Source organism: Tenacibaculum sp. SZ-18 (genome assembly GCF_002813915.1).
Taxonomy (GTDB): Bacteria; Bacteroidota; Bacteroidia; order Flavobacteriales; family Flavobacteriaceae; genus Polaribacter.
The window spans coordinates 3,250,612-3,270,008 of sequence record NZ_CP019335.1; the positions used below are offsets into that span (position 1 = coordinate 3,250,612).

Sequence of the window (19,397 nt, forward strand, 5' to 3'; positions counted from 1 at the left end):
GTATAAAAATATATAAGTAAATCTCTGGTTCACTATTTTACGTATCTTTGTACTTATGAACTCAGTGTTATTATTTATAAGCGGTCCGGAGATTTTTGTAATTTTTGCAATTGTTTTAATAGTATTTGGGCCTAATAAAATTCCTGAAATAGCTCGTGGACTTGGAAAAGGTATGCGTCAAGTTAAAGATGCTACGAACGAAATAAAACGAGAAATTAACGATAGTGCTAAAAACCAAGGAATAGATACGGATATCGTTTCAGATATAAACAAAGAAGTAGAACAAGTTAAAGACAATATCGATGATTTAACTGGTCCTATAAAGAGAAACATGTAAAATTATTTTTATTTTACACGACTCACTGTTAAACCGTCTCGAATAGGTAATAAAACGGTTTCAATTCTATCATCTTCATTCAACAAACGATTGTACTCAAGTAGCACTTTAGTGTCGAAATCTCTTTCTTCTAAAGGTTCAACAACTTTTCCGCTCCATAATACATTATCGGATAAAATAATGCCTCCTTTGTTCATTTTACCAATTATTAATTCGAAATAATTAGGATAATTGGATTTATCCGCATCAATAAATACTAAGTCGAATTTCTCCTCAATTGATGGAATAATTTCGATAGCATTTCCAACGTATTGTTTTATTTGATTTACAAAAGAAGATTTTTGAAAGTATTTATATTGAAGTTCTTCCAGTTCTTCATTTTTATCAATCGTATGTAAAATTCCATTTTCTTGAAGCCCCTCTGCTAAACATAAAGCAGAATAACCCGTATATGTTCCTATTTCTAAAATTGTCTTTGGAGCTATCAATTTAGAAATCATACTCAATACTCTTCCTTGAAAAGCACCACTTAACATTCTTGGATTCAAAACCTTTTGCCAAGTTTCTCTACTTAAGTCTTTCAAAAGTTGTGGCTCTTGTTGAGAATGTTGTATTACATAATTATCAATATCTTCAGGTAAAAAATGCATTGGGATAAAATTTAAAAAAATGGAATTTATCTTAAAATAAAGTAAATACCATTCAATATCATCAAAAATCAATAAACGTTCTTCTAATAAAAAATTAGCTTGTCATTTCTCTTAGTTTCTCTTTTAATAATTCTTTATCTTCTTCTTTCATACGATGAACATTTTTCTTACAATCAATTGCTTTTGATTTAAATATGTTCGTTAGCTTAGCATTCTGCTTAGAATACTTTGCGCAAAACTTACAAAAAATTATATGAATGTTTAGTTTTACTTTCTCCAAGAGAGTAGCCTCGTTGTATTGAGATTTATTACAAATCTCATTTGCTTCTTGACAGGTAATTTTTAAAAATTTAAACATTTCTTACTTATTGAACCAATTTTTTTCCATGCAACTTCTTAATTGCACTCTTGCTCTATGGATAATCACCCAAAGGTTTGACGGAGATATATCTAACTCCTTACAAATTTCTTCAGTTTCAAACTCTTGAATCGTTTTCATTCTGAAAACCATTGCATATTTTTCTGGAAGATGATCAATACAATCATCAATTTGTTTTTTTAATTCTTCGTTTTCTATTTCCTTCTCAGTTTGGCTATTCCATGACTGGGGTACACGTTCTTCAATCCAATTACCTTCCTTTTCGCCATCTTCATAAAAACTCATTCGAACTTCCGACTGTCCTTTTTTAGAGTTAATTTTTCTGTAGTAATCAATTATTTTACGTTTCAAAATAGAAATTAGCCAGGTCCTTTCAGTTGATTTCCCTTCGAAATTCTTCGCTGATCTTAAGCCTGCAAAGAAAGTTTCCTGGACCAAATCCTTCGCAATATCAGAACTATTTACTCTAATAACTGCATAATTAAATAGATAATCAGAATAGTTATCTACCCAATTTTCAGGGCTTAAAAATTGGTTTTTACTAGTTTCACTCACGCTCTAAAGATACATTATTTTTTTCTTGTCCTAACTTACAACCTACTCTCTTTCCCATGTCAACAATAAAAATAATTATCCATTTACCACTAATATTAAACATCTGAAATGAATTTGCTCCACAATGACTAAAATTAATATCATCATAAAATTCATGAGGAGTCCAAACAGAAGCTAAATTTCCGTCAATTTTCATATCGTCTGAAAATAATTTTTGGAAATAAACATCTTTCTTCTTTACTCATAAAAGCTGTTTGAATTTTAATGTTCCTTTGTAATGTTACTTACATTTGACGAATTCCCAGTGCGTAATCCTTCAAAAAACATTCAACTAACTTCTTTAATCACTGCTTTTTCCGAGGTGTCTTGAGGATTCATTTTTGTACTCAAAATTATTGAGAAAATAAAGATTATGAAAAATCTTATAGTTTCAAGTTTTATGTAAAGCTATAAAAAAGACTCACATTCCCTTCAAATAAACAATATATTAACCTGTTTCCTGTATTTTGTCTATTTTTACGCAAACTAAAAAATAACAGATGTCTGTAGCAAAAAAAGAATACAAAAAAGTTACTGTAAAGTCATTGGTAGAGATGAAAAGTAACAATGAAAAAATTTCAATGTTAACTGCCTATGATTATACGATGGCTAAAATTGTTGATGATGCTGGAATTGATGTTATTCTAGTTGGTGATTCTGCCTCGAATGTAATGGCTGGACACGAAACCACGTTACCAATTACATTAGATCAAATGATTTATCATGCAAGTTCGGTTGTAAGAGCTATTGATCGTTGTTTAGTTGTTGTTGATTTACCTTTCGGAACTTACCAAGGAAATTCAAAACAAGCTTTAGATTCTGCAATTCGTATTATGAAAGAATCTGGCGGACATGCTGTAAAACTTGAAGGTGGAGCAGAAATTGAGCAATCTATTTCTAGAATTTTAACCGCTGGAATTCCTGTAATGGGACATTTAGGTTTAACTCCGCAATCTATCTATAAATTCGGAACATACACGGTAAGAGCGAAAGAAGAGGAAGAAGCTATAAAACTAAAAGAAGATGCTAAATTATTAGAACAATTAGGCTGTTTTGCTTTAGTTTTAGAAAAAGTTCCTGCTAAATTAGCTCAAGAAGTTGCTGAAAGCATTTCTATTCCTGTTATTGGAATTGGTGCCGGAAGCGGTGTTGATGGACAGGTTTTAGTAATGCATGATATGTTGGGTATGACTCATGAATTTAATCCACGTTTTTTACGTAGATATTTAGACTTACATAGTGAAATGACCAATGCTTTCAAACAGTATATTACTGATGTAAAAAACGTTGATTTTCCAAATGAGAAAGAACAGTATTAAAAACTGTGTTTATAGTTAAAATGAAAAAGAGTGTTTTTTTTGGAATCTTATTCCTTTCATCTTTGTGTTATGCACAAAACGGTTTTATTGAGGTAGAAGTAAAAGATACTATTCGATCTAAAGTTCTAAAGTATGAATACTCTTTAGAAATTTTAAATACTACAAACGAAGTGAACTTTGTTCAAACTGGATCAAAGACTAAAAAGGAACGAATAAATGAGAAAAAAAATGAACTAAAAGAGAAAATTGAGGATATTCTTAAAAAGGGAAAATATATTTACAGAAAACCTGTAAACTATAACTCTTTAGTAAACTCTTATAACTTTTCAGATAAAGCTTTTATTATAACAATAAAAAATAAACAAGAACTTCAAAGGACATATAACCTTTTTAAAGATTTTGAGGATGTGAATATTTCTCTAGAAGAAACATTTTTTAAAGATGATAAAGACTCAGAAAAGAGATTGTTTAAAAAGCTTTTGCAAAAAGCAAAGAATAAAGCTTTAATGATTGCTGAGCTGTCAGATTTGAAATTAGGAAAAGTTCAAGAAGTAAAAGAAGTAAAAGAAATTGATAATTTAAGCTTTAATATAATGGACTTTTATATCAATACCAATATGAATAAAAGTAGCTCAAAATCCTTTTTCACTAACCAAAGCAAAGCAATTGTTGTTAAATTCATAGCTGAATAATGAAAGTTCTTCATCTCGATACTAATCATCCTTTATTAATTAATCAATTCGAAGATTTAGGTTTTACAAATCACGAAGACTATACTTCGTTAAAAGATGAAATAGAAGCAAAAATCCATAAATACGATGGAATTGTAATCAGAAGTAGATTTACAATTGATCAACAATTTTTGGATAAAGCAACAAATCTAAAATTTATTGGCCGTGTTGGTGCTGGACTCGAAAATATTGATTGTGATTATGCACAACAAAAAAACATTGAATTAGTTTCGGCTCCTGAAGGGAATAGAAATGCAGTTGGTGAACATGCTTTAGGAATGTTACTTTCTTTATTCAACAAATTGAATAAAGCGGATAAAGAAGTTCGACAAGGAAAATGGTTACGAGAAAATAATCGTGGAATTGAACTAGACGGCAAAACAGTTGGGTTAATCGGTTATGGAAATATGGGAAAAGCCTTTGCTAAAAAACTTAGAGGTTTTGATGTTGAGGTTCTGTGTTACGATATAAAATCAAATGTTGGAGACCAAAATTGCAAGCAAGTTTCATTGGAAGAACTTCAAGAAAAATCTGAAGTATTGAGTCTTCATACTCCACAAACAGAATTAACCATGAATATGGTTAACGAATCATTTATTAATGACTTTAAAAAACCATTTTGGTTAATCAATACGGCAAGAGGAAAATCTGTTATCACAAAAGACTTAGTTGCTGCTATTGAATCTGGAAAAATTTTAGGCGCAGGTTTAGATGTTTTAGAATACGAGAAAAAATCGTTTGAAAATCTTTTTACAGATTCAGAGATGCCTGAAGCTTTTCAATATTTAATCAACTCAGAAAATGTTTTACTATCGCCTCATGTAGCAGGATGGACTATAGAAAGTAAAGAAAAACTAGCACAAACAATTGTTGACAAAGTCAAGAAGAAATTCTGTTAGTTTATCTCTAATCATTAAATATTAGAAAATTATTTCATTTTTTAACCCTTACTCAAAAGGTAAATCTGTAATGAACTTATAAGAAACAAACCAAGAATAAGTAAGTAAAAAAATTAGATATTCAGAACAACTTGTTCAATTGAAAAATAACTATTTTTCCTAACATACTAATTTCACAAGTAAATATAAATTTGAAGTTTAACTCCAATTAATTTCAGTGATATTGGTGAATAAAGAAGAAACAAACTGAAAGAATCCTGCAAAAAATTAATGTAATAATAGGATGAAAGATTTAAAAATAAAGAAATCTGATTATTATTAGAAAACAAATTGGAAACTATTGTTAAATTTAAAGATGAATATAGTTCTCTGGCAGTAATGTGAAATATTTTTTATAACAATAGCATTACGAACATGAATTTATACTATTTCTCTTAAAGTCTGCAGCCTGAGTTATTAAATCTAAAGTAACCTCATAAATTGGTTTTTTGATCATTTTACTTTTTAACCAAGCATAGAAACTCATCACAAAAATATCTTCTTGTTTCGCACCAATCCAATCAAAAGAATTCTCAACGGCATCTAGAAAAATTTCAGATGTTACAGACTTCGGATTATCATAGTACTGTTCTACATATTTCAAGAAAATCAAAACTCGTTCCTGACCTACCTCCTTAATATAAGATCCGTATTGACGTTTAAACCTTGTAATTCTATTTTCAAACAGGTCAAACTTATCAAGTTCTACAAGCAATAAAATTTCAATCAAACTTTTTTTGATTACCCATTCTTTCCCTACTTTTTCTAAATACCAATTATCTGTATGATATAATTTCGATAATAAACTGTATGACGTCTTTAGCTCTTCCTTTTGAAAATAAAACACGACTAAACACAAATGTAAATCTAAAGCTCCAACCATATCTAAATGTTTCTTTTTCATGATCGTTTCAAGCCTTTCAATCGCTTTATTTTGATTGTTGGTGTAATTTAGATTTAAGGTGTAGAGTAACTCATATTTTAGTCTAAAAATACGTTCGTACTTTTTTTTGTTCTTTAGAATTTCATTGTCCATTAATTCTAAAAATTGCATCGATTTTCCAAATTGTTTTGTTCTAAAAAGTGTATTAGCAATCATATATAATACATGGATATGAAAAAAACGTTCTCTATCTTTATTTGGATGTTCTTTTAATACCTCATACATTTCTAACATAAATGACTCGATTTGCAAATAATCTTTCGATACAAATGCAGAGATACTTGCAATCATTAACAATTGATATAAGGATTTAAAGGATAAGAACTCATTAATATCTATATCTTGTTCCTGTAGAATTCGTACAACGATTTTTTGAAAATTAATTATCTCACCTTTAGTTGTAATTTGATATAATATGGCTCTTACTTTAGCATATACGATATTTAGTTCTTCTTCTAGCCGAGCCTGTTTTCTGTAGAAGTTATACGACTCAATTAATTGATTTAAATCTTCTTTATTATTGGCATGTGCAAATTGAATTCTTAAGTGGTAAATTTCATTGAGGTATGGATAGAGTTGATATTCCTTCGCAATTTTTGATGCTTTCGCCAGCAATTTATACCCTAAAACAAATTGTTGCTGTTGCAAAAAGGAACGTGCTACCAATATATATTTAATCACGGCTACCTTTTCCGAATTTTCTTCTTCTAAATTTACTGCAGCTAAAAACTCAATTAAAGACTCATACAACCTTTTTCTTAATGCATGATAGGCATCTTTCTTTCCATTTGAATACAATCGCCTACAAATCTGCTCTGAAGAAAACTCATCGGTATACAAATACTTGAATAACTCAATATTTTTAACATCGGACCTTTTATTCTTTTTATTCAAAAAACCAATAAATCGATTGGCTTCTTCTGAAGAAAAAGAGGAAATCAATAATTTTAAACTCATTTTATATCGTAAGTTTTTAGAGTTTATTATTAGTATTTAATAATGATAAACTTAATTAAAAAAATTATATATCATCAGTTTTAAATAAAAATTGTTTTTCATAAGAACTGAGATCACAGCATCTTTGAAGTGTAATTATTTAAAATAAATTATTATGGATTATCAAACAACAGTTTCAAATAAAGAAGCTACAAACAAAAAGGAAAAAATGAGAAAAAACACCATTTATGACCAAAAACCAACTCCTGCATTTGTTGGAGCGTCATGGGCTAGTTTGTTCGTGGGAACAATTGCTTTTTGTATCGGTTTATGGAATGCTGATATGTTATTAAATGAAAAAGGATACTATTTTACCATTTTATTATTCGGGTTATTCTCGGTTATTTCTGTTCAAAAAGCAGTTCGAGATAAACTTGAAGGTATTGAAGTAACTAAAATGTATTATAGCATTAGTTGGGCAACAACTGTTATTTCTATTGTGCTACTAATTATAGGATTATGGAATGCTGATTTAGAATTAAGTGAAAAAGGATTTTACGGAATATCATTCATGTTAAGTATATATGCTGCTATTACTGTTCAAAAGAACACTAGAGATATTGCTTATATCGAGAGAAATCAGAAGGATAAGGATTTGTTTTGATAATTCGATTAGCTTAATAGTTGATCAAAGCCTAACAATATGAGATTGTTAGGTTTCTTTTTTATTTTATAAATTTGAGAAGTAACTAACTTTAAATCAAAAAAAATGTCTGAAGAAAACAACAATTTAGAAGATCATGCTAAGGACGCTAATGAAAATGTAGAAAACACAGTGAATGAAGCTGAAGAAAACGCGGAAGAAATAGCAAACGAAACTACTGGAGATGCTGAAGAGGCTGGTAAATCTGCGAAAGATGCATTTAATGAAGCTGCTGATAAAGCAACTGAAATGGCGGGAGAAGCAAAAGAAGCTTTTAAAGAAGCAGCGAATAAAGCAGGTGAATATGCTAAAGTTGCAGAAGAAAAGATTTCTGAATTTGCTGGAGAAGCTGGAGAAAAACTTGCCGATCTAGCAGATGATGCGAAAGATGCATATAACGATACAAAAGAAAAAGTAAAAGAGGTATTAGCTAGTGAAGAAGCTCAAAAAATTAAAGCAAAAGCAAATGAATTTGCCGAAGAAACAAAAGAAGCTTTAAGTGAAGCTGCCGAAAAAGCAGTAGACTTAGCAGAAGAAGCTGCTGAAGAATTAAAGGAGGTAAAAGGAAAAGCAAGAGGCTTTTTTCAGCGCCTTTTTGGAAAAAAATAAAAACACTAAGCCTATCGTTTTAATGATAGGCTTTAAATAAACTTATTTACCTGCTCAACTATACAAACAATATAAGCACATAATATATTTTTTAAACTATTTTTAATAGATTCAATATTATTATATGTTGTGTTATTTTTCCTTGTGTAAATTCTCTTGTGCTTTCTGTTCCAATTCAGTCTGAAATTCTTCCAAAACAGGCTTAACGGTACTCTCTGGAAGATCAGATACTTTTATATACATTAAGCCATCAATTGCGTTATTAAATTTGGGATCAACATTAAAAGCTACCAATCGAGCATTTTGCTTTACGTACTTTTTAATTAATACGGGAATTCTTAGCGCTCCTGGTTCAATTTCATCAATTACTTTATCAAATTTATTCATATCTGATTGGGTAGCATCAAATACAAAGTCCTTATCACCATCTTTAAGCTTAACTTTAAACTCTTTCTTTGGATGGATATATTGAGCAACATAAGGATCATAGTAATGCGATTTCATAAACTCGATCATTAATGATTTTGAAAACTCCGAAAACTGATTACTAATACTTACACCACCCATTAAATACTTATATATAGGATAACGTAATGTTACGTGAACAATTCCTTTCCAAAGTAAAAACAGAGGCATTGGTTTTTGCTGATATTGTTTTACAATAAAGGCTCTACCCATTTCAATAGTTTTCTCCATCATAGGATGAAGTTCTGGTTCAATTTTAAATAATGATTGAACATAGAAACCATTTATTCCGTATCTCTTATAGATATCTTTTCCCAATCCCATGCGGTAAGCTCCTACTACTTGATTCGTATTATTATCCCACAATAATAAATGATGATAATATTTATCAAACTTATCTAAATCTATAGAATTATTAGTACCTTCTCCAACTTCTCTGAATGTAATCTCACGAAGTCTTCCAATTTCATGAAGGATATTTGGAATATCTTTTGCATCAGTAAAAAAAACTTCGTAATTTTTACTTTCCAGCATTCGTTTTCCGTGGTCTCTTAATCCATCAATTTCTTTAACAAATAACTCAGGATTTCTCTGTGAGGTAATCTTTTTCGCTTTCTTGGGGATCTTTAACTTTTGAGTTGAAATTAATTTCTGATTCTTCTCAAAAGGATTTGCCAACATGTACGTTTTCTTACGTAAAAACTCGTAAAATGCTGGAATTTCTTTATAGTTATCTTGATCTTTTACAGAGATAGGTTTTCCTATTCTAACCTTAATAACTCTATTCTTTTGTGAAAGTAATTCTGATGGTAATTTAGCTGTACGTAACGTATCGCTAATTTTTGATAAAATATAAAATAATCTACTATTCTTAGCGTGAAAGTAAATAGGAATTACAGGAACCTTAGCTTTTTTAATCAACTTAACAGCTCCTTCTTCCCATTCTTTATCAACCATTAACTTTCCGTCTTTATATGTTGATACTTCACCAGCCGGAAAAATACCTAATGGTTTTCCTTCTCTTAGATGTAATAAAGAATTTTTTATTCCTGCAACACTAGATTTAGCATCTTTGTGATTTTCAAAAGGATTCACTGGCATTACATAAGGCTTTAATGGATCTGCTCTATGCAATAAAAAATTCGCTATAATCTTATAATCTGGACGATGCTCTACTAATAATCTTAAAAGCAAAATACCATCTATTCCTCCTAATGGGTGATTAGAAATGGTAATAAATGGCCCCTCTTTAGGGATACGTTTAAAATCTTCTTCTGGAATTTCAAACTCAATTTGAAACTCACCTAAAAGTCCTTTTAAAAATGGTAAATCGTTAAGATGTTTATACTTGTTATAAACTTTATTTACTCTCGATATCCTTGAAACTTTCATTAGTAACCAACCAATAAACGTTCCTATAATACCTAGTTTATCAACTTTTATAACCTTTGCAACTTCTTTAGATGTAACTAAACCCATAGTTTGGTGTTAACGTAAACCGCAAATATATAAGAAAATTGTTTGTCTTAGGTTTTTTCTTGAATAACTAACTGGGCTGTTTCTGTATTAATCTGTCTTATAATTGCCCTTCCTTTACTTTTTATACTCTCAATCGCTTGGTCATTAAAATGTCTTACTGTATATAAAGTAACGTCTTTATATGACTTCATGTTAAAGGAAGATTTTAGATCATTATAAAACTTATCGAAGTTATTAAATTTATCTTCAATACACACAGAAAAGCTAATTGCTGAGTTTTGAATCAAGTTTACTTTCAATTTATAATCGTGTAATTTTTTGAAAACTGCACTTATATTATCCTCAACCATGAATGAAAAATCTTTGGCTGAAACAGAAACCAACGTTTGATTTTTCTTTACAATATAACATGGTATTTCAGGCTCAATTCCTTTTGCACTTCCTGTAACCGCAGTTCCTTCAAGATTTAAATCTTCAAATGAACGAACAGATAAAGGAATTTGTTTTTGTTCTAACGGTTGAATTGTTTTTGGGTGAATTACAGAAGCTCCATAAAATGCCATTTCTATCGCCTCTGTGTATGAGATATTTCTTAACAACTCCGTATCTTCAAAAACTCTTGGATCTGCATTTAAAACTCCCTGAACATCTTTCCAAATAGTAACACTATCAGCATTTAAACAATATGCAAAAATTCCTGCCGTATAATCAGAACCTTCTCTACCTAATGTTGTGGTATATTCTCCATTATTTCCTAAGAAACCTTGGGTAATGTTAAGTTTAGAAGTATCTACTTTTTCTTTGATAATTTTCTCGGTAAGTTCCCAATTAATTTTGGCATCTCGATAATTACTATCTGTTTTTACGTATTCTCGAACATCTAACCATTTATTGTCAACTCCAATATTTGCTAAATATGCACTAACAATTGTTGTAGAAAGTAATTCTCCAAAACCAACTAATTGATCATATATATAATTATAATCTTTTGATGTATTGATTGCCATTCTACCGGCAAGCTCTCCAAATAAATATGTTACTTTATTATAAATTTCATCATTTTTATCAAACAATCCATCCATCATAAACGTATGGAAATCTTTAATTGCTTGCAATGCTTCATTTAAATCATCTGAACCGTCGACATACGCTTTTATCAGACGTTCGAAAGCATTAGTCATTTTTCCCATAGCAGAAATAACAACCAGTGTATTTTCAATTCCTTCATGCTGTAACACTCGTGCTAAATTTCTCACTGCATCAGGACTTTTTACCGATGCTCCTCCAAACTTAAAAATTCTCATTTATAAATTTTTCTAAATTTTGTTTATCCATTTGAGCAACGTCCCAATCTCTTAAAACCTTAGCTCCTGTATTTTCATAGAAATTGATAGCATTTGTGTTCCAATCTAATACTTCCCAAGCAACTCGATTGTAATTGTTATCATACGCGTATTTTAATACTGCTCCGTACAATTCTTTCCCTGCGCCAATTCCTCTTTTAGATTCCGTAACCATTAAATCTTCTAAATGAAGTGCCTTGCCTTTCCATGTAGAATATCTTTCATAGAACAAGGCCATCCCAATAATAGTTCCGTCTGTTTCCTCGGCTACAAAAGTTTTAAACTTAGGGTTTTCTGAAAACCCATCTCTGATTAAATCTTTCGTACTAATTTCAACAGCATTTGGTTCTTTCTCAAAAACGGCCAACTCAACAATTAAATCTAAAATTGCTTTAACGTCATTTTTGTTTCCTTGTCGAATTGTAAAACTCATTTTTCAAAAATTTATGCAAAAATACTTTTTATCATACTTGGTTAAAAAAAATTACAAATTACAACACATCATTATGTTTTGTTGATTTTTTATCAAAATTTATTCTAGAAAAAATTACCCTACTAAATCGTTGTCGTTCAACAAAAAGTTGGCATCTTTGCAAAGACTAAATATTCTAAATCGTTCTATGGCAAAAAAAAATCAAACGCTTGGTGAATTTATTATAGAAAACCAGGCTTCTTTCAAATATACTTCAGGAGAACTTTCAAGATTGATTAATTCGATTCGTTTAGCGGCTAAGGTTGTTAATCATGAAGTAAATAAAGCAGGCTTAGTTGATATCATTGGAGCTGCTGGTGAAACCAATATTCAAGGTGAAGATCAACAGAAATTAGATGTTTATGCTAATGACAAATTTATTCAAACTTTAACCAATAGAAATATAGTTTGTGGTATTGCCAGCGAAGAGGAAGATGATTTTATTGTAGTTAATAGCCAAGATGAAAACCACCAAAATAAATACGTTGTATTGATTGATCCGTTAGATGGTTCTTCAAATATTGATGTAAACGTTTCTGTAGGAACTATTTTCTCAATTTACAGAAGAGTAACTCCTGTAGGAACTCCTGTAAGCAAAGAAGATTTTTTACAAAAAGGTAGTGAGCAAGTTGCGGCAGGATATGTAGTTTACGGAACATCAACCATGTTGGTCTACACTACTGGAGATGGAGTAAACGGTTTTACGTTAAATCCAGCAATTGGAACATTCTATTTATCTCATCCTAATATGGAATTCCCAGTGGATGGAAAAATTTATTCTGTAAATGAAGGAAACTATATCCATTTTCCAATCGGGGTTAAAAAATATATTAAATATTGCCAAGAGGAGGAAGGAGACAGACCATATACAAGTAGGTATATAGGATCATTGGTTTCAGATTTTCATAGAAATATGATTAAAGGAGGAATTTACATGTACCCAAAAAGCTCTAAAAACTCAAATGGAAAATTACGTTTATTGTATGAATGTAACCCTATGGCATTCCTCGCGGAGCAAGCAAAAGGGAAGGCAAGTGATGGTTTTAATAGAATTATGGATGTGCAGCCTACTGAGTTACATCAGAGAATTCCTTTTTTCTGTGGAAGTAAAAATATGGTAGAGAAAGCTGAAGAATTTATGAAAGAATATTCTTAGAGATTTGAAACGTTAAATAGATCATATAAAAATCTTATAAACGAATAAGAAATCTAATAGCACTACAAATTGTTAGTCCTATTTTTTTGCAGTAACTTTGTATATATAAATCAGTAATCAAATAAACAAAAATTATGGCTTTTGAATTACCAGAATTAGGATACGCTTATGATGCGTTAGAACCAAATATAGATGCAAGAACAATGGAAATCCACCATTCTAAGCATCATAATGGATACACTACAAAATTAAATGCTGCCATCGAAGGAACAGATTTAGACGGAAAGTCAATTGAAGATATTTTAACAAACTTAGATATGAACAACGCTGGTGTTCGTAATAACGGAGGTGGTTTCTACAATCACTCTTTATTTTGGACAGTAATGAATCCAGAAGACAGAGGATATTTATCAGGTGAGTTAAAAGATGCTATCGAGGCTGAATTTGGTTCAAAAGAAGCTTTTATTGATGCTTTCTCTAAGGCTGCAGCTACTCAATTTGGTTCTGGATGGGCATGGTTATGTGTGCATAAAGGAGGTAAAGTTGAAGTATGTTCTACTCCAAACCAAGATAACCCGTTAATGCCAGGTGTTACTTGCGGTGGAACTCCAATCTTAGGATTGGACGTATGGGAACATGCATATTATCTAAATTATCAAAACAGAAGACCAGATTATATTGATGCTTTCTTTAAAGTAATCAACTGGAATGAAGTTGAAAGAAGATATGCTGAAGCTAAGTAATTAGTTTAGTAATTTTCTATTACCATAAACAAAAAGCACCCATTTTGGGTGCTTTTTTTCGCTTTAATTTTTTTTGAAAGTGCAAAACTTTTTAGACCCTTTCATTTAAAGTTTGTTGTTTGTTATATTTCAAGTAACATTTCTTTTCAAAAAGGCAAAAAGCGAATGTGTCTTCAATAAATTCTTCACAGAAGACGATAGTAACAAATTAAAATACATAAGCGAACTCAACGTTAAAATGAAGAATCCGAACTCTGTTTCTTTTGGGATTATTTCTACTATTAAATTCATTAACTATATTTTTTGTACCAATTGATATATTGTAATCAAAAGTTTAAACTCTTAATTCATTTGTTATCATTGCTTTCATTACTTCAGCCAAATCTTCAAGATAACTTCCATCTTTCATTACGTGGGACATGTAAACTGCTCCTTCTATCATATACGCAAACCTTTTCGCATACACTTTACTGTTTACTTCTTTAATTATTTGATTAGATTCTTTTGCCGCATCAATCAATTTTGTGAACTTATCTAATATTCGTTCATTGTACGATCTAACTAAGTTTGAAATTGATGTTTCTTGATATTCGGAATCTACTCCAATATTTAAAATTGGACAGCCACCGAATTTTTTACTGTAACTATAATAATTCTTGTAAAAATTCGAAACGTTCACTAATCTATCTAACGCTGTGTTTCCCCTTGCTACATGTGTATTTAAATCTTTAAGAACCGTACGTATACAATAACGAAATGCCTCTATTGCCAATTCTTCTTTACTACCGAAATGTCCATAAATAGCTCCCTTCGTTAATCCTGTTGCTTTTGTAATTCCAGATAAACTCATTCCTGAGTATCCTTTCTTGTTTAATAATGGTGCAACCGTTTCTAAAATATATAATCTCGTCCTCTCCGATTTCAACATGTTTGACAAATATATAAAAATATACCGTTTGGTATATTTTTTATTCAATTTTATTAAAATAATTGAAAAAGGGTATTTTATTATTTTTAAAAATATATTTATTATTGTTATTCAATAAATTTTATATATTTACCCAAGAATAAAAAACTTAAAAAATGAATAAAAAAAACAAACTTTCGTCAATTTTACACCTAATTACATCCATATCTTTTTGGTTTTTAATCGCTTGGTTAACATTTAACACGACTTTGAGCCTTTTTTTTAAGAATTCAGAAATTAAGACAAGCAAATATTCAAAAATATAAATACCGAAAGGATATGTAATTCCAGTTCAATTGAATTTAAGTTTAAGACAATATGGCTACAATTATATTAGTAATAAAGGTAGCATAACAGTATTGGACAATAAACCTCTTAAAGAACAATTCAACAACTTCAATAACATAAAAGAAAATCATGTAAAAGAAATCATCACCAATCACACAAAAAAAATAAGAACGGGGTGTAGTCTCGAAATTACCGATTCTTCTGGAAATCAACCTTTAAAATTCTCTAATAAAATTTTACCTGAAAAATTAAATATTCTCGTTACATCTGAATACACATTTTTATCCATATTATTATACATAAATCAACACTATAGAATACTAATAACAATTTTTATTCTATATTTCTTAAAAGGGATATTTTCAATTTTGAAAGTAAATTTAACTTTTGACAATAACATCATCAGATTCACAAAATTAATAGGTCTATTAATTATACTCATAGAAGTGTTAGGACTTGTTCTTAGTTTTATAATAGGTCGCTACTACGATCTCATTTCTATTAACTCCGAAACTAACTATAACAATGCTTTCAATCTCTCTTTAAACCCAACTCTCGAATTTAACTTTTCAATGTTCATTGTAGGTTTATCATTGCTTGTAGTAAGCATTCTTTTAAACAAAGGAAATGAATTACAAACTGAAAACGAATTAACAATTTAAATTATGGCAATTATAGTAAACTTAGATGTTATGCTTGCTAAGCGCAAAATGAAGAGCAAAGATTTAGCAAAAATTATTGGTATTACAAGTGCGAATCTTTCTATTTTAAAATCTGGAAAAGCTAAAGCCATTCGTTTTTCAACATTGGAAGCCATTTGCAAAGCTTTAGACTGTCAACCTAGCGATATTTTAGAATATCAAGCCGAAGAATAAATTATAGAAACGTATCGACAAGTGGGTAAAAAGCTATGAAAAACTCTTGGATAGTCGATAAACAGAAAAACTCCTCACAGGAGTTTTTTTATATTCTTAATGCTTGCTCTAAATCATTTAATAGATCGTCAATATTTTCAATTCCTACACTTAATCGAACAAGAGAATCGGTTATCCCTATTTTTAAGCGATCTTCTTCTGGAATTGATCCATGTGTCATAGTAACAGGATGATTGGCCAAACTTTCCACTCCTCCTAAAGACTCAGCAAGTGTGAAAAGTTTTAGATTTTCTAAAAACCTAAAAGTATCTTTTTTACTATTCGATTTTAGCTTAAAAGAAACCATTCCTCCAAAATCTTTCATTTGCTTTTTTGCTACTGAATAATTCGGATGATTCTCAAATCCTGGATAATACACATCTTCAACATTTGGATGACTATCTAAAAACTCGGCAACTGCTTTTCCATTTTCACAATGACGCTGCATTCTTACATCTAAAGTTTTCATTCCTCTTAATGCAAGAAAAGAATCCATTGGACCTGCAATTGCACCTGCCGCAAACTGTATAAAATGAATTTCTTTAGCTAAATCTTCATCATTCACCATTAATGCACCCATTACCAAATCCGAATGACCACCAATATATTTTGTAGCCGAATGCATTACGATATCTACTCCTGAATCCAATGGTTGTTGAATATAAGGAGTAGCAAAGGTATTATCTACTGCGACTAGCACTTCTGGTTTTGCTAAATTTATTGCCTTTGTGATTTCCTCTATGTCTGCAATTTTCATCAACGGATTTGTAGGAGTTTCAATCCAAACAAGTTTCGTTTTCGAACTAATCGCATTAGACACATTCTTAACTTCATCCATGTTTACATACTTGAAATGTAAATTATACTTTTCAAATAATCTCGTAAACATGCGGTAAGTTCCTCCATACAAATCGTCACCTGCTATAACTTCATCTCCTGGTTTTAACAATCTTAAAACACAATCAATCGCAGCCAATCCTGAAGCAAATGCAAAACCATGAGTTCCATTTTCAATGGAGGCTAATCCTTTTTCTAGTGCTGTTCTTGTTGGGTTTGACGATCTTGAATATGCATATCCTTTATTTACACCAGGACTAGATTGGGCATAAGTAGAAGTTTGGAAAATAGGTGGCATAACAGAACCTGTTGCTTCTTCTGGTTTTTGACCTCCATGTATAACTTTTGTACTAAACTTCATACTTTAATTTTTATAGAAATTAATTACACCAACTTAGTTAATGCCATAATAGTTCCTAAATGCATTCCTTCATGTAAGTTATTAAAATCAATTGCAGTATCTATAGATGTCAATACAAATCCCGTACTTGTTGGATACTCTGTATATTCTTTAAAAATACCTTCTTTATAATCTTCAACTAATGTGTCAGGTAAACCAGCCAACAATTCTTTTACCTCTTCGAACTCTTCTTTACTCATTTCTTCAGAAGGAACGGTTCCTTTTCTATATTTTTCAATTAACTCATCTGGCACTAAACATTGTAATCCTGATAATTTATAATGTAATAATTGTTGTGTAACAACTAAATGAGCTACATTCCATACGATGTTATTATTAAAACCTTCAGGAATTTCGTGCAATTGTTCATGAGTTAATCCCTCAATTCTTTTTAAAACTAGTTCTCTTGATTTTTTTAAAATATCGAATTGTGTATCCATTTTCTGTTTATTTTTGGAAATGATAAAGATACTTATTTAACATGAAGAAAGTCTATTTTTTACAAACTTGTGATACCTGTAGAAGAATTTTAAAAGAAGTAACTCTAGATGGTTTTGAAAAACAAGAAATAAAGCAATTTCCTGTATCTGAAAATCAACTTGAAGAGCTACATAGCTATACAAAAAGCTACGAAAGTTTATTTAATAAACGTGCAAAGTTGTACAGAGAAATGGACTTAAAAAACCAGAACTTAGAAGAAGAAGACTACAAACAATATATATTAAATGAATACACATTTTTAAAACGTCCAGTATTTGTAGTTAATGATGAAATATTCGTTGGAAATAGTAAAAAAACAATCGAGCAACTAAAAGAAAAGCTTCTCTAACGAGAAGCTTTTTCATCTTTCAATCCTGAAACGATTTCAGCAAGTTCATCTTTGGTGAGCTTTACTTTAAGTCCTACCATAATTAATTTGTTTTCATCACTATTTGCTTTAATGATAATCTCACGAATTAGATCATTCTTCTCTTTAAAGTAAATTGCGGCTTTATCTTTACCATTTTTGACTTTCACTAGCGTTGTCAACCCTTGTGATTTGGCGAACTTTCGGAAACTTTTTTCAATAACATTTGATTTGTTACTATACACTGTAATTTTACAATGTTCTGCTTTTTTTACTAACAAATCAATCTCTTCACTTTCACCTTCATCAGATATTAAATTCGCTAATGATGTTGGAACACTCATTGAAAACTGAGCTTCATCTTGATGATCTTGATAAAAATTACTGAAACTAGTTTTCTGAGCTGTAATGGTTACTGTAAATAATAATAGTAATCCCGTAAATGTTTGTTTCATAATACTTGGTTTTGTAATGAAGACGATACATGCAAAAAATTGTTACAAAAAAAGTCTCGCCGAAGCGAGACTTTTGATTAAATAACCAATAAACCAACTTAGTTGGCTACTGAAGTTTCTGATGCATTAACTGCTAGATTAAAAACCACTAATCCAAAACCAATCTTGTTAATTGCATCTCCAATGTTGTAAATAACATCCATTGCTAATCCTCCAAATATACTATCGTACCAACCTGGAGTTCCTGCCATGTAACCAATTGGGTAAATTGCCCAACCGACTAACACAAACCAGCATAACATTTTATGCGCAGAAAGTACAGCTCCACCTACTTTTTCAGCCAACTTTTTAGCCGAACCAAGCCAGATTTCGTAAACAATAACGAAATAAGCTATACCTGAGATTAACCCCCATAACCACGCTTGATCTCTATAAACCGCTTCACCGAAGTATCCTGTTACTAACATGATAACTGATAATCCAATCAGTTTCCACATTAAATCCTTTTTTGCACCTGCTACTTTCAGGATTAAATAGAATTCAACACACATTAAAGGAACAGTCAAAATCCAATCTACATATCTGAAGAACGTAGGTGAACTTCCATTTGTGTACCAATAATCTCTCATGTACCAATAATGCACTGCGGCAATAAATGTAATTAAACCAGAGACCAAGATGGAAGTTCTCCATTTTCTATCATAATTATTCATAGAAAAGAAAAAGAATACTGATGCTGCCATCATGGCCATACAACCAACGAAAAATGTAAATCCGACGTAATCGTCCGTAGCGATCTCAGGGGTGCTAATAAATGTAAAAAATGAGTTCATTTTGTAAAAATTATTTGTTTAATCAAATTTACAAAATATTAAACTAAAATGTTTAACTT

Annotated in this window: 24 protein-coding genes; 11 read left to right on the plus strand and 13 right to left on the minus strand. The window is 30.4% G+C overall.

Annotation, left to right across the window (positions count from 1 at the left end):
- The first annotated feature begins 55 nt into the window (after nt 1–55).
- Nucleotides 56–337, plus strand: a complete 282-nt coding sequence (locus BTO06_RS14695) for a Sec-independent protein translocase subunit TatA/TatB (RefSeq protein ID WP_100926026.1) — start codon at nt 56–58, stop codon at nt 335–337.
- Between the two features lie 8 nt (nt 338–345).
- On the opposite strand, the gene BTO06_RS14700 is transcribed toward BTO06_RS14695, so the two are convergent.
- From BTO06_RS14700 to BTO06_RS14715, 4 genes are all read right to left on the minus strand, one after another.
- Nucleotides 346–987: an O-methyltransferase gene (locus tag BTO06_RS14700; protein ID WP_100926806.1), complete on the minus strand. Its 642-nt coding sequence runs from the start codon at nt 985–987 to the stop codon at nt 346–348.
- Between the two features lie 94 nt (nt 988–1,081).
- Nucleotides 1,082–1,345 (minus strand): hypothetical protein, encoded by a 264-nt coding sequence (locus BTO06_RS14705; protein ID WP_100926027.1) that lies wholly within the window; start codon nt 1,343–1,345, stop codon nt 1,082–1,084.
- A 3-nt stretch (nt 1,346–1,348) separates the two neighbouring features.
- Entirely contained in the window at nt 1,349–1,921 is a 573-nt protein-coding gene (locus BTO06_RS14710; RefSeq protein WP_100926028.1) for a sigma-70 family RNA polymerase sigma factor, read from the minus strand.
- Nucleotides 1,914–2,117: a hypothetical protein gene (locus BTO06_RS14715; RefSeq protein ID WP_100926029.1), complete on the minus strand. Its 204-nt coding sequence runs from the start codon at nt 2,115–2,117 to the stop codon at nt 1,914–1,916. The genes BTO06_RS14710 and BTO06_RS14715 overlap by 8 nt, the downstream gene beginning before the upstream one ends.
- Before the next feature lie 343 nt (nt 2,118–2,460).
- On the opposite strand from BTO06_RS14715, the gene panB reads away from it, so the two are divergent.
- The 3 genes from panB to BTO06_RS14730 are packed head-to-tail and all read left to right on the plus strand — an operon-like array spanning nt 2,461 to nt 4,909.
- The gene (gene panB / locus BTO06_RS14720; protein ID WP_100926030.1) at nt 2,461–3,279 is read left to right on the plus strand and encodes a 3-methyl-2-oxobutanoate hydroxymethyltransferase; all 819 of its coding nucleotides are present in this window, start codon (nt 2,461–2,463) and stop codon (nt 3,277–3,279) included.
- 20 nt (nt 3,280–3,299) lie between these two features.
- Nucleotides 3,300–3,971 (plus strand): hypothetical protein, encoded by a 672-nt coding sequence (locus BTO06_RS14725; RefSeq protein ID WP_157811879.1) that lies wholly within the window; start codon nt 3,300–3,302, stop codon nt 3,969–3,971.
- The gene (locus tag BTO06_RS14730) at nt 3,971–4,909 is read left to right on the plus strand and encodes a 2-hydroxyacid dehydrogenase (protein WP_100926032.1); all 939 of its coding nucleotides are present in this window, start codon (nt 3,971–3,973) and stop codon (nt 4,907–4,909) included. Before BTO06_RS14725 ends, BTO06_RS14730 begins: the two co-directional genes overlap by 1 nt.
- 406 nt (nt 4,910–5,315) lie before the next feature.
- On the opposite strand, the gene BTO06_RS14735 is transcribed toward BTO06_RS14730, so the two are convergent.
- Nucleotides 5,316–6,848 (minus strand): hypothetical protein, encoded by a 1,533-nt coding sequence (locus tag BTO06_RS14735; RefSeq protein WP_157811880.1) that lies wholly within the window; start codon nt 6,846–6,848, stop codon nt 5,316–5,318.
- A 154-nt stretch (nt 6,849–7,002) separates the two neighbouring features.
- Here BTO06_RS14735 and yiaA point away from each other — a divergent pair, with 154 nt between their 5' ends.
- Both yiaA and BTO06_RS14745 read left to right on the plus strand, forming a co-directional pair.
- A complete protein-coding gene (gene yiaA, locus BTO06_RS14740; RefSeq protein WP_100926034.1) occupies nt 7,003–7,491 on the plus strand; it encodes an inner membrane protein YiaA in 489 nt (162 codons plus the stop codon).
- 105 nt (nt 7,492–7,596) lie between these two features.
- Nucleotides 7,597–8,139, plus strand: a complete 543-nt coding sequence (locus BTO06_RS14745) for a hypothetical protein (protein WP_100926035.1) — start codon at nt 7,597–7,599, stop codon at nt 8,137–8,139.
- Nucleotides 8,140–8,271: 132 nt separating this feature from the next.
- On the opposite strand, the gene BTO06_RS14750 is transcribed toward BTO06_RS14745, so the two are convergent.
- From BTO06_RS14750 to BTO06_RS14760, 3 genes are read right to left on the minus strand one after another with little or no spacing between them, the layout of a single operon-like run.
- Nucleotides 8,272–10,083 (minus strand): GNAT family N-acyltransferase, encoded by a 1,812-nt coding sequence (locus BTO06_RS14750; protein ID WP_100926036.1) that lies wholly within the window; start codon nt 10,081–10,083, stop codon nt 8,272–8,274.
- Between the two features lie 47 nt (nt 10,084–10,130).
- Entirely contained in the window at nt 10,131–11,387 is a 1,257-nt protein-coding gene (locus BTO06_RS14755; protein WP_100926037.1) for an aspartate kinase, read from the minus strand.
- A complete protein-coding gene (locus BTO06_RS14760; RefSeq protein WP_100926038.1) occupies nt 11,374–11,859 on the minus strand; it encodes a GNAT family N-acetyltransferase in 486 nt (161 codons plus the stop codon). Before BTO06_RS14760 ends, BTO06_RS14755 begins: the two co-directional genes overlap by 14 nt.
- Nucleotides 11,860–12,046: 187 nt before the next feature.
- On the opposite strand from BTO06_RS14760, the gene fbp reads away from it, so the two are divergent.
- Together fbp and BTO06_RS14770 are read left to right on the plus strand one after the other, a co-directional pair.
- Entirely contained in the window at nt 12,047–13,054 is a 1,008-nt protein-coding gene (fbp, locus tag BTO06_RS14765) for a class 1 fructose-bisphosphatase (RefSeq protein WP_100926039.1), read from the plus strand.
- Between the two features lie 134 nt (nt 13,055–13,188).
- Nucleotides 13,189–13,797, plus strand: coding sequence for a superoxide dismutase (locus BTO06_RS14770; protein WP_100926040.1), 609 nt, complete (start codon nt 13,189–13,191; stop codon nt 13,795–13,797).
- Between the two features lie 334 nt (nt 13,798–14,131).
- On the opposite strand, the gene BTO06_RS14775 is transcribed toward BTO06_RS14770, so the two are convergent.
- Entirely contained in the window at nt 14,132–14,725 is a 594-nt protein-coding gene (locus BTO06_RS14775) for a TetR/AcrR family transcriptional regulator (RefSeq protein WP_100926041.1), read from the minus strand.
- A gap of 335 nt (nt 14,726–15,060) precedes the next feature.
- Here BTO06_RS14775 and BTO06_RS14780 point away from each other — a divergent pair, with 335 nt between their 5' ends.
- Both BTO06_RS14780 and BTO06_RS14785 read left to right on the plus strand, forming a co-directional pair.
- Nucleotides 15,061–15,714, plus strand: coding sequence for a DUF2975 domain-containing protein (locus tag BTO06_RS14780; protein WP_157811881.1), 654 nt, complete (start codon nt 15,061–15,063; stop codon nt 15,712–15,714).
- A 3-nt stretch (nt 15,715–15,717) separates the two neighbouring features.
- Nucleotides 15,718–15,927: a helix-turn-helix domain-containing protein gene (locus tag BTO06_RS14785; protein ID WP_100926043.1), complete on the plus strand. Its 210-nt coding sequence runs from the start codon at nt 15,718–15,720 to the stop codon at nt 15,925–15,927.
- Between the two features lie 88 nt (nt 15,928–16,015).
- Here the strand turns inward: BTO06_RS14785 and BTO06_RS14790 are convergent, their stop codons facing one another.
- Both BTO06_RS14790 and BTO06_RS14795 read right to left on the minus strand, forming a co-directional pair.
- Nucleotides 16,016–17,164 carry a cystathionine gamma-synthase gene (locus tag BTO06_RS14790; RefSeq protein WP_100926044.1) on the minus strand — a complete coding sequence of 383 codons (1,149 nt, stop codon included), beginning with the start codon at nt 17,162–17,164 and terminating at the stop codon, nt 16,016–16,018.
- A gap of 23 nt (nt 17,165–17,187) precedes the next feature.
- Nucleotides 17,188–17,643: a DinB family protein gene (locus BTO06_RS14795; RefSeq protein WP_100926045.1), complete on the minus strand. Its 456-nt coding sequence runs from the start codon at nt 17,641–17,643 to the stop codon at nt 17,188–17,190.
- A gap of 41 nt (nt 17,644–17,684) precedes the next feature.
- Between BTO06_RS14795 and BTO06_RS14800 the strand changes: the two genes are divergently transcribed.
- A complete protein-coding gene (locus BTO06_RS14800; protein ID WP_100926046.1) occupies nt 17,685–18,032 on the plus strand; it encodes an arsenate reductase family protein in 348 nt (115 codons plus the stop codon).
- Here the strand turns inward: BTO06_RS14800 and BTO06_RS14805 are convergent.
- Both BTO06_RS14805 and BTO06_RS14810 read right to left on the minus strand, forming a co-directional pair.
- Nucleotides 18,029–18,505, minus strand: coding sequence for a DUF4252 domain-containing protein (locus tag BTO06_RS14805; RefSeq protein WP_100926047.1), 477 nt, complete (start codon nt 18,503–18,505; stop codon nt 18,029–18,031). The genes BTO06_RS14800 and BTO06_RS14805 overlap by 4 nt on opposite strands.
- 98 nt (nt 18,506–18,603) lie before the next feature.
- Nucleotides 18,604–19,338 (minus strand): bacteriorhodopsin-like, encoded by a 735-nt coding sequence (locus tag BTO06_RS14810; RefSeq protein ID WP_100926048.1) that lies wholly within the window; start codon nt 19,336–19,338, stop codon nt 18,604–18,606.
- Between the last annotated feature and the right edge of the window lie 59 nt (nt 19,339–19,397).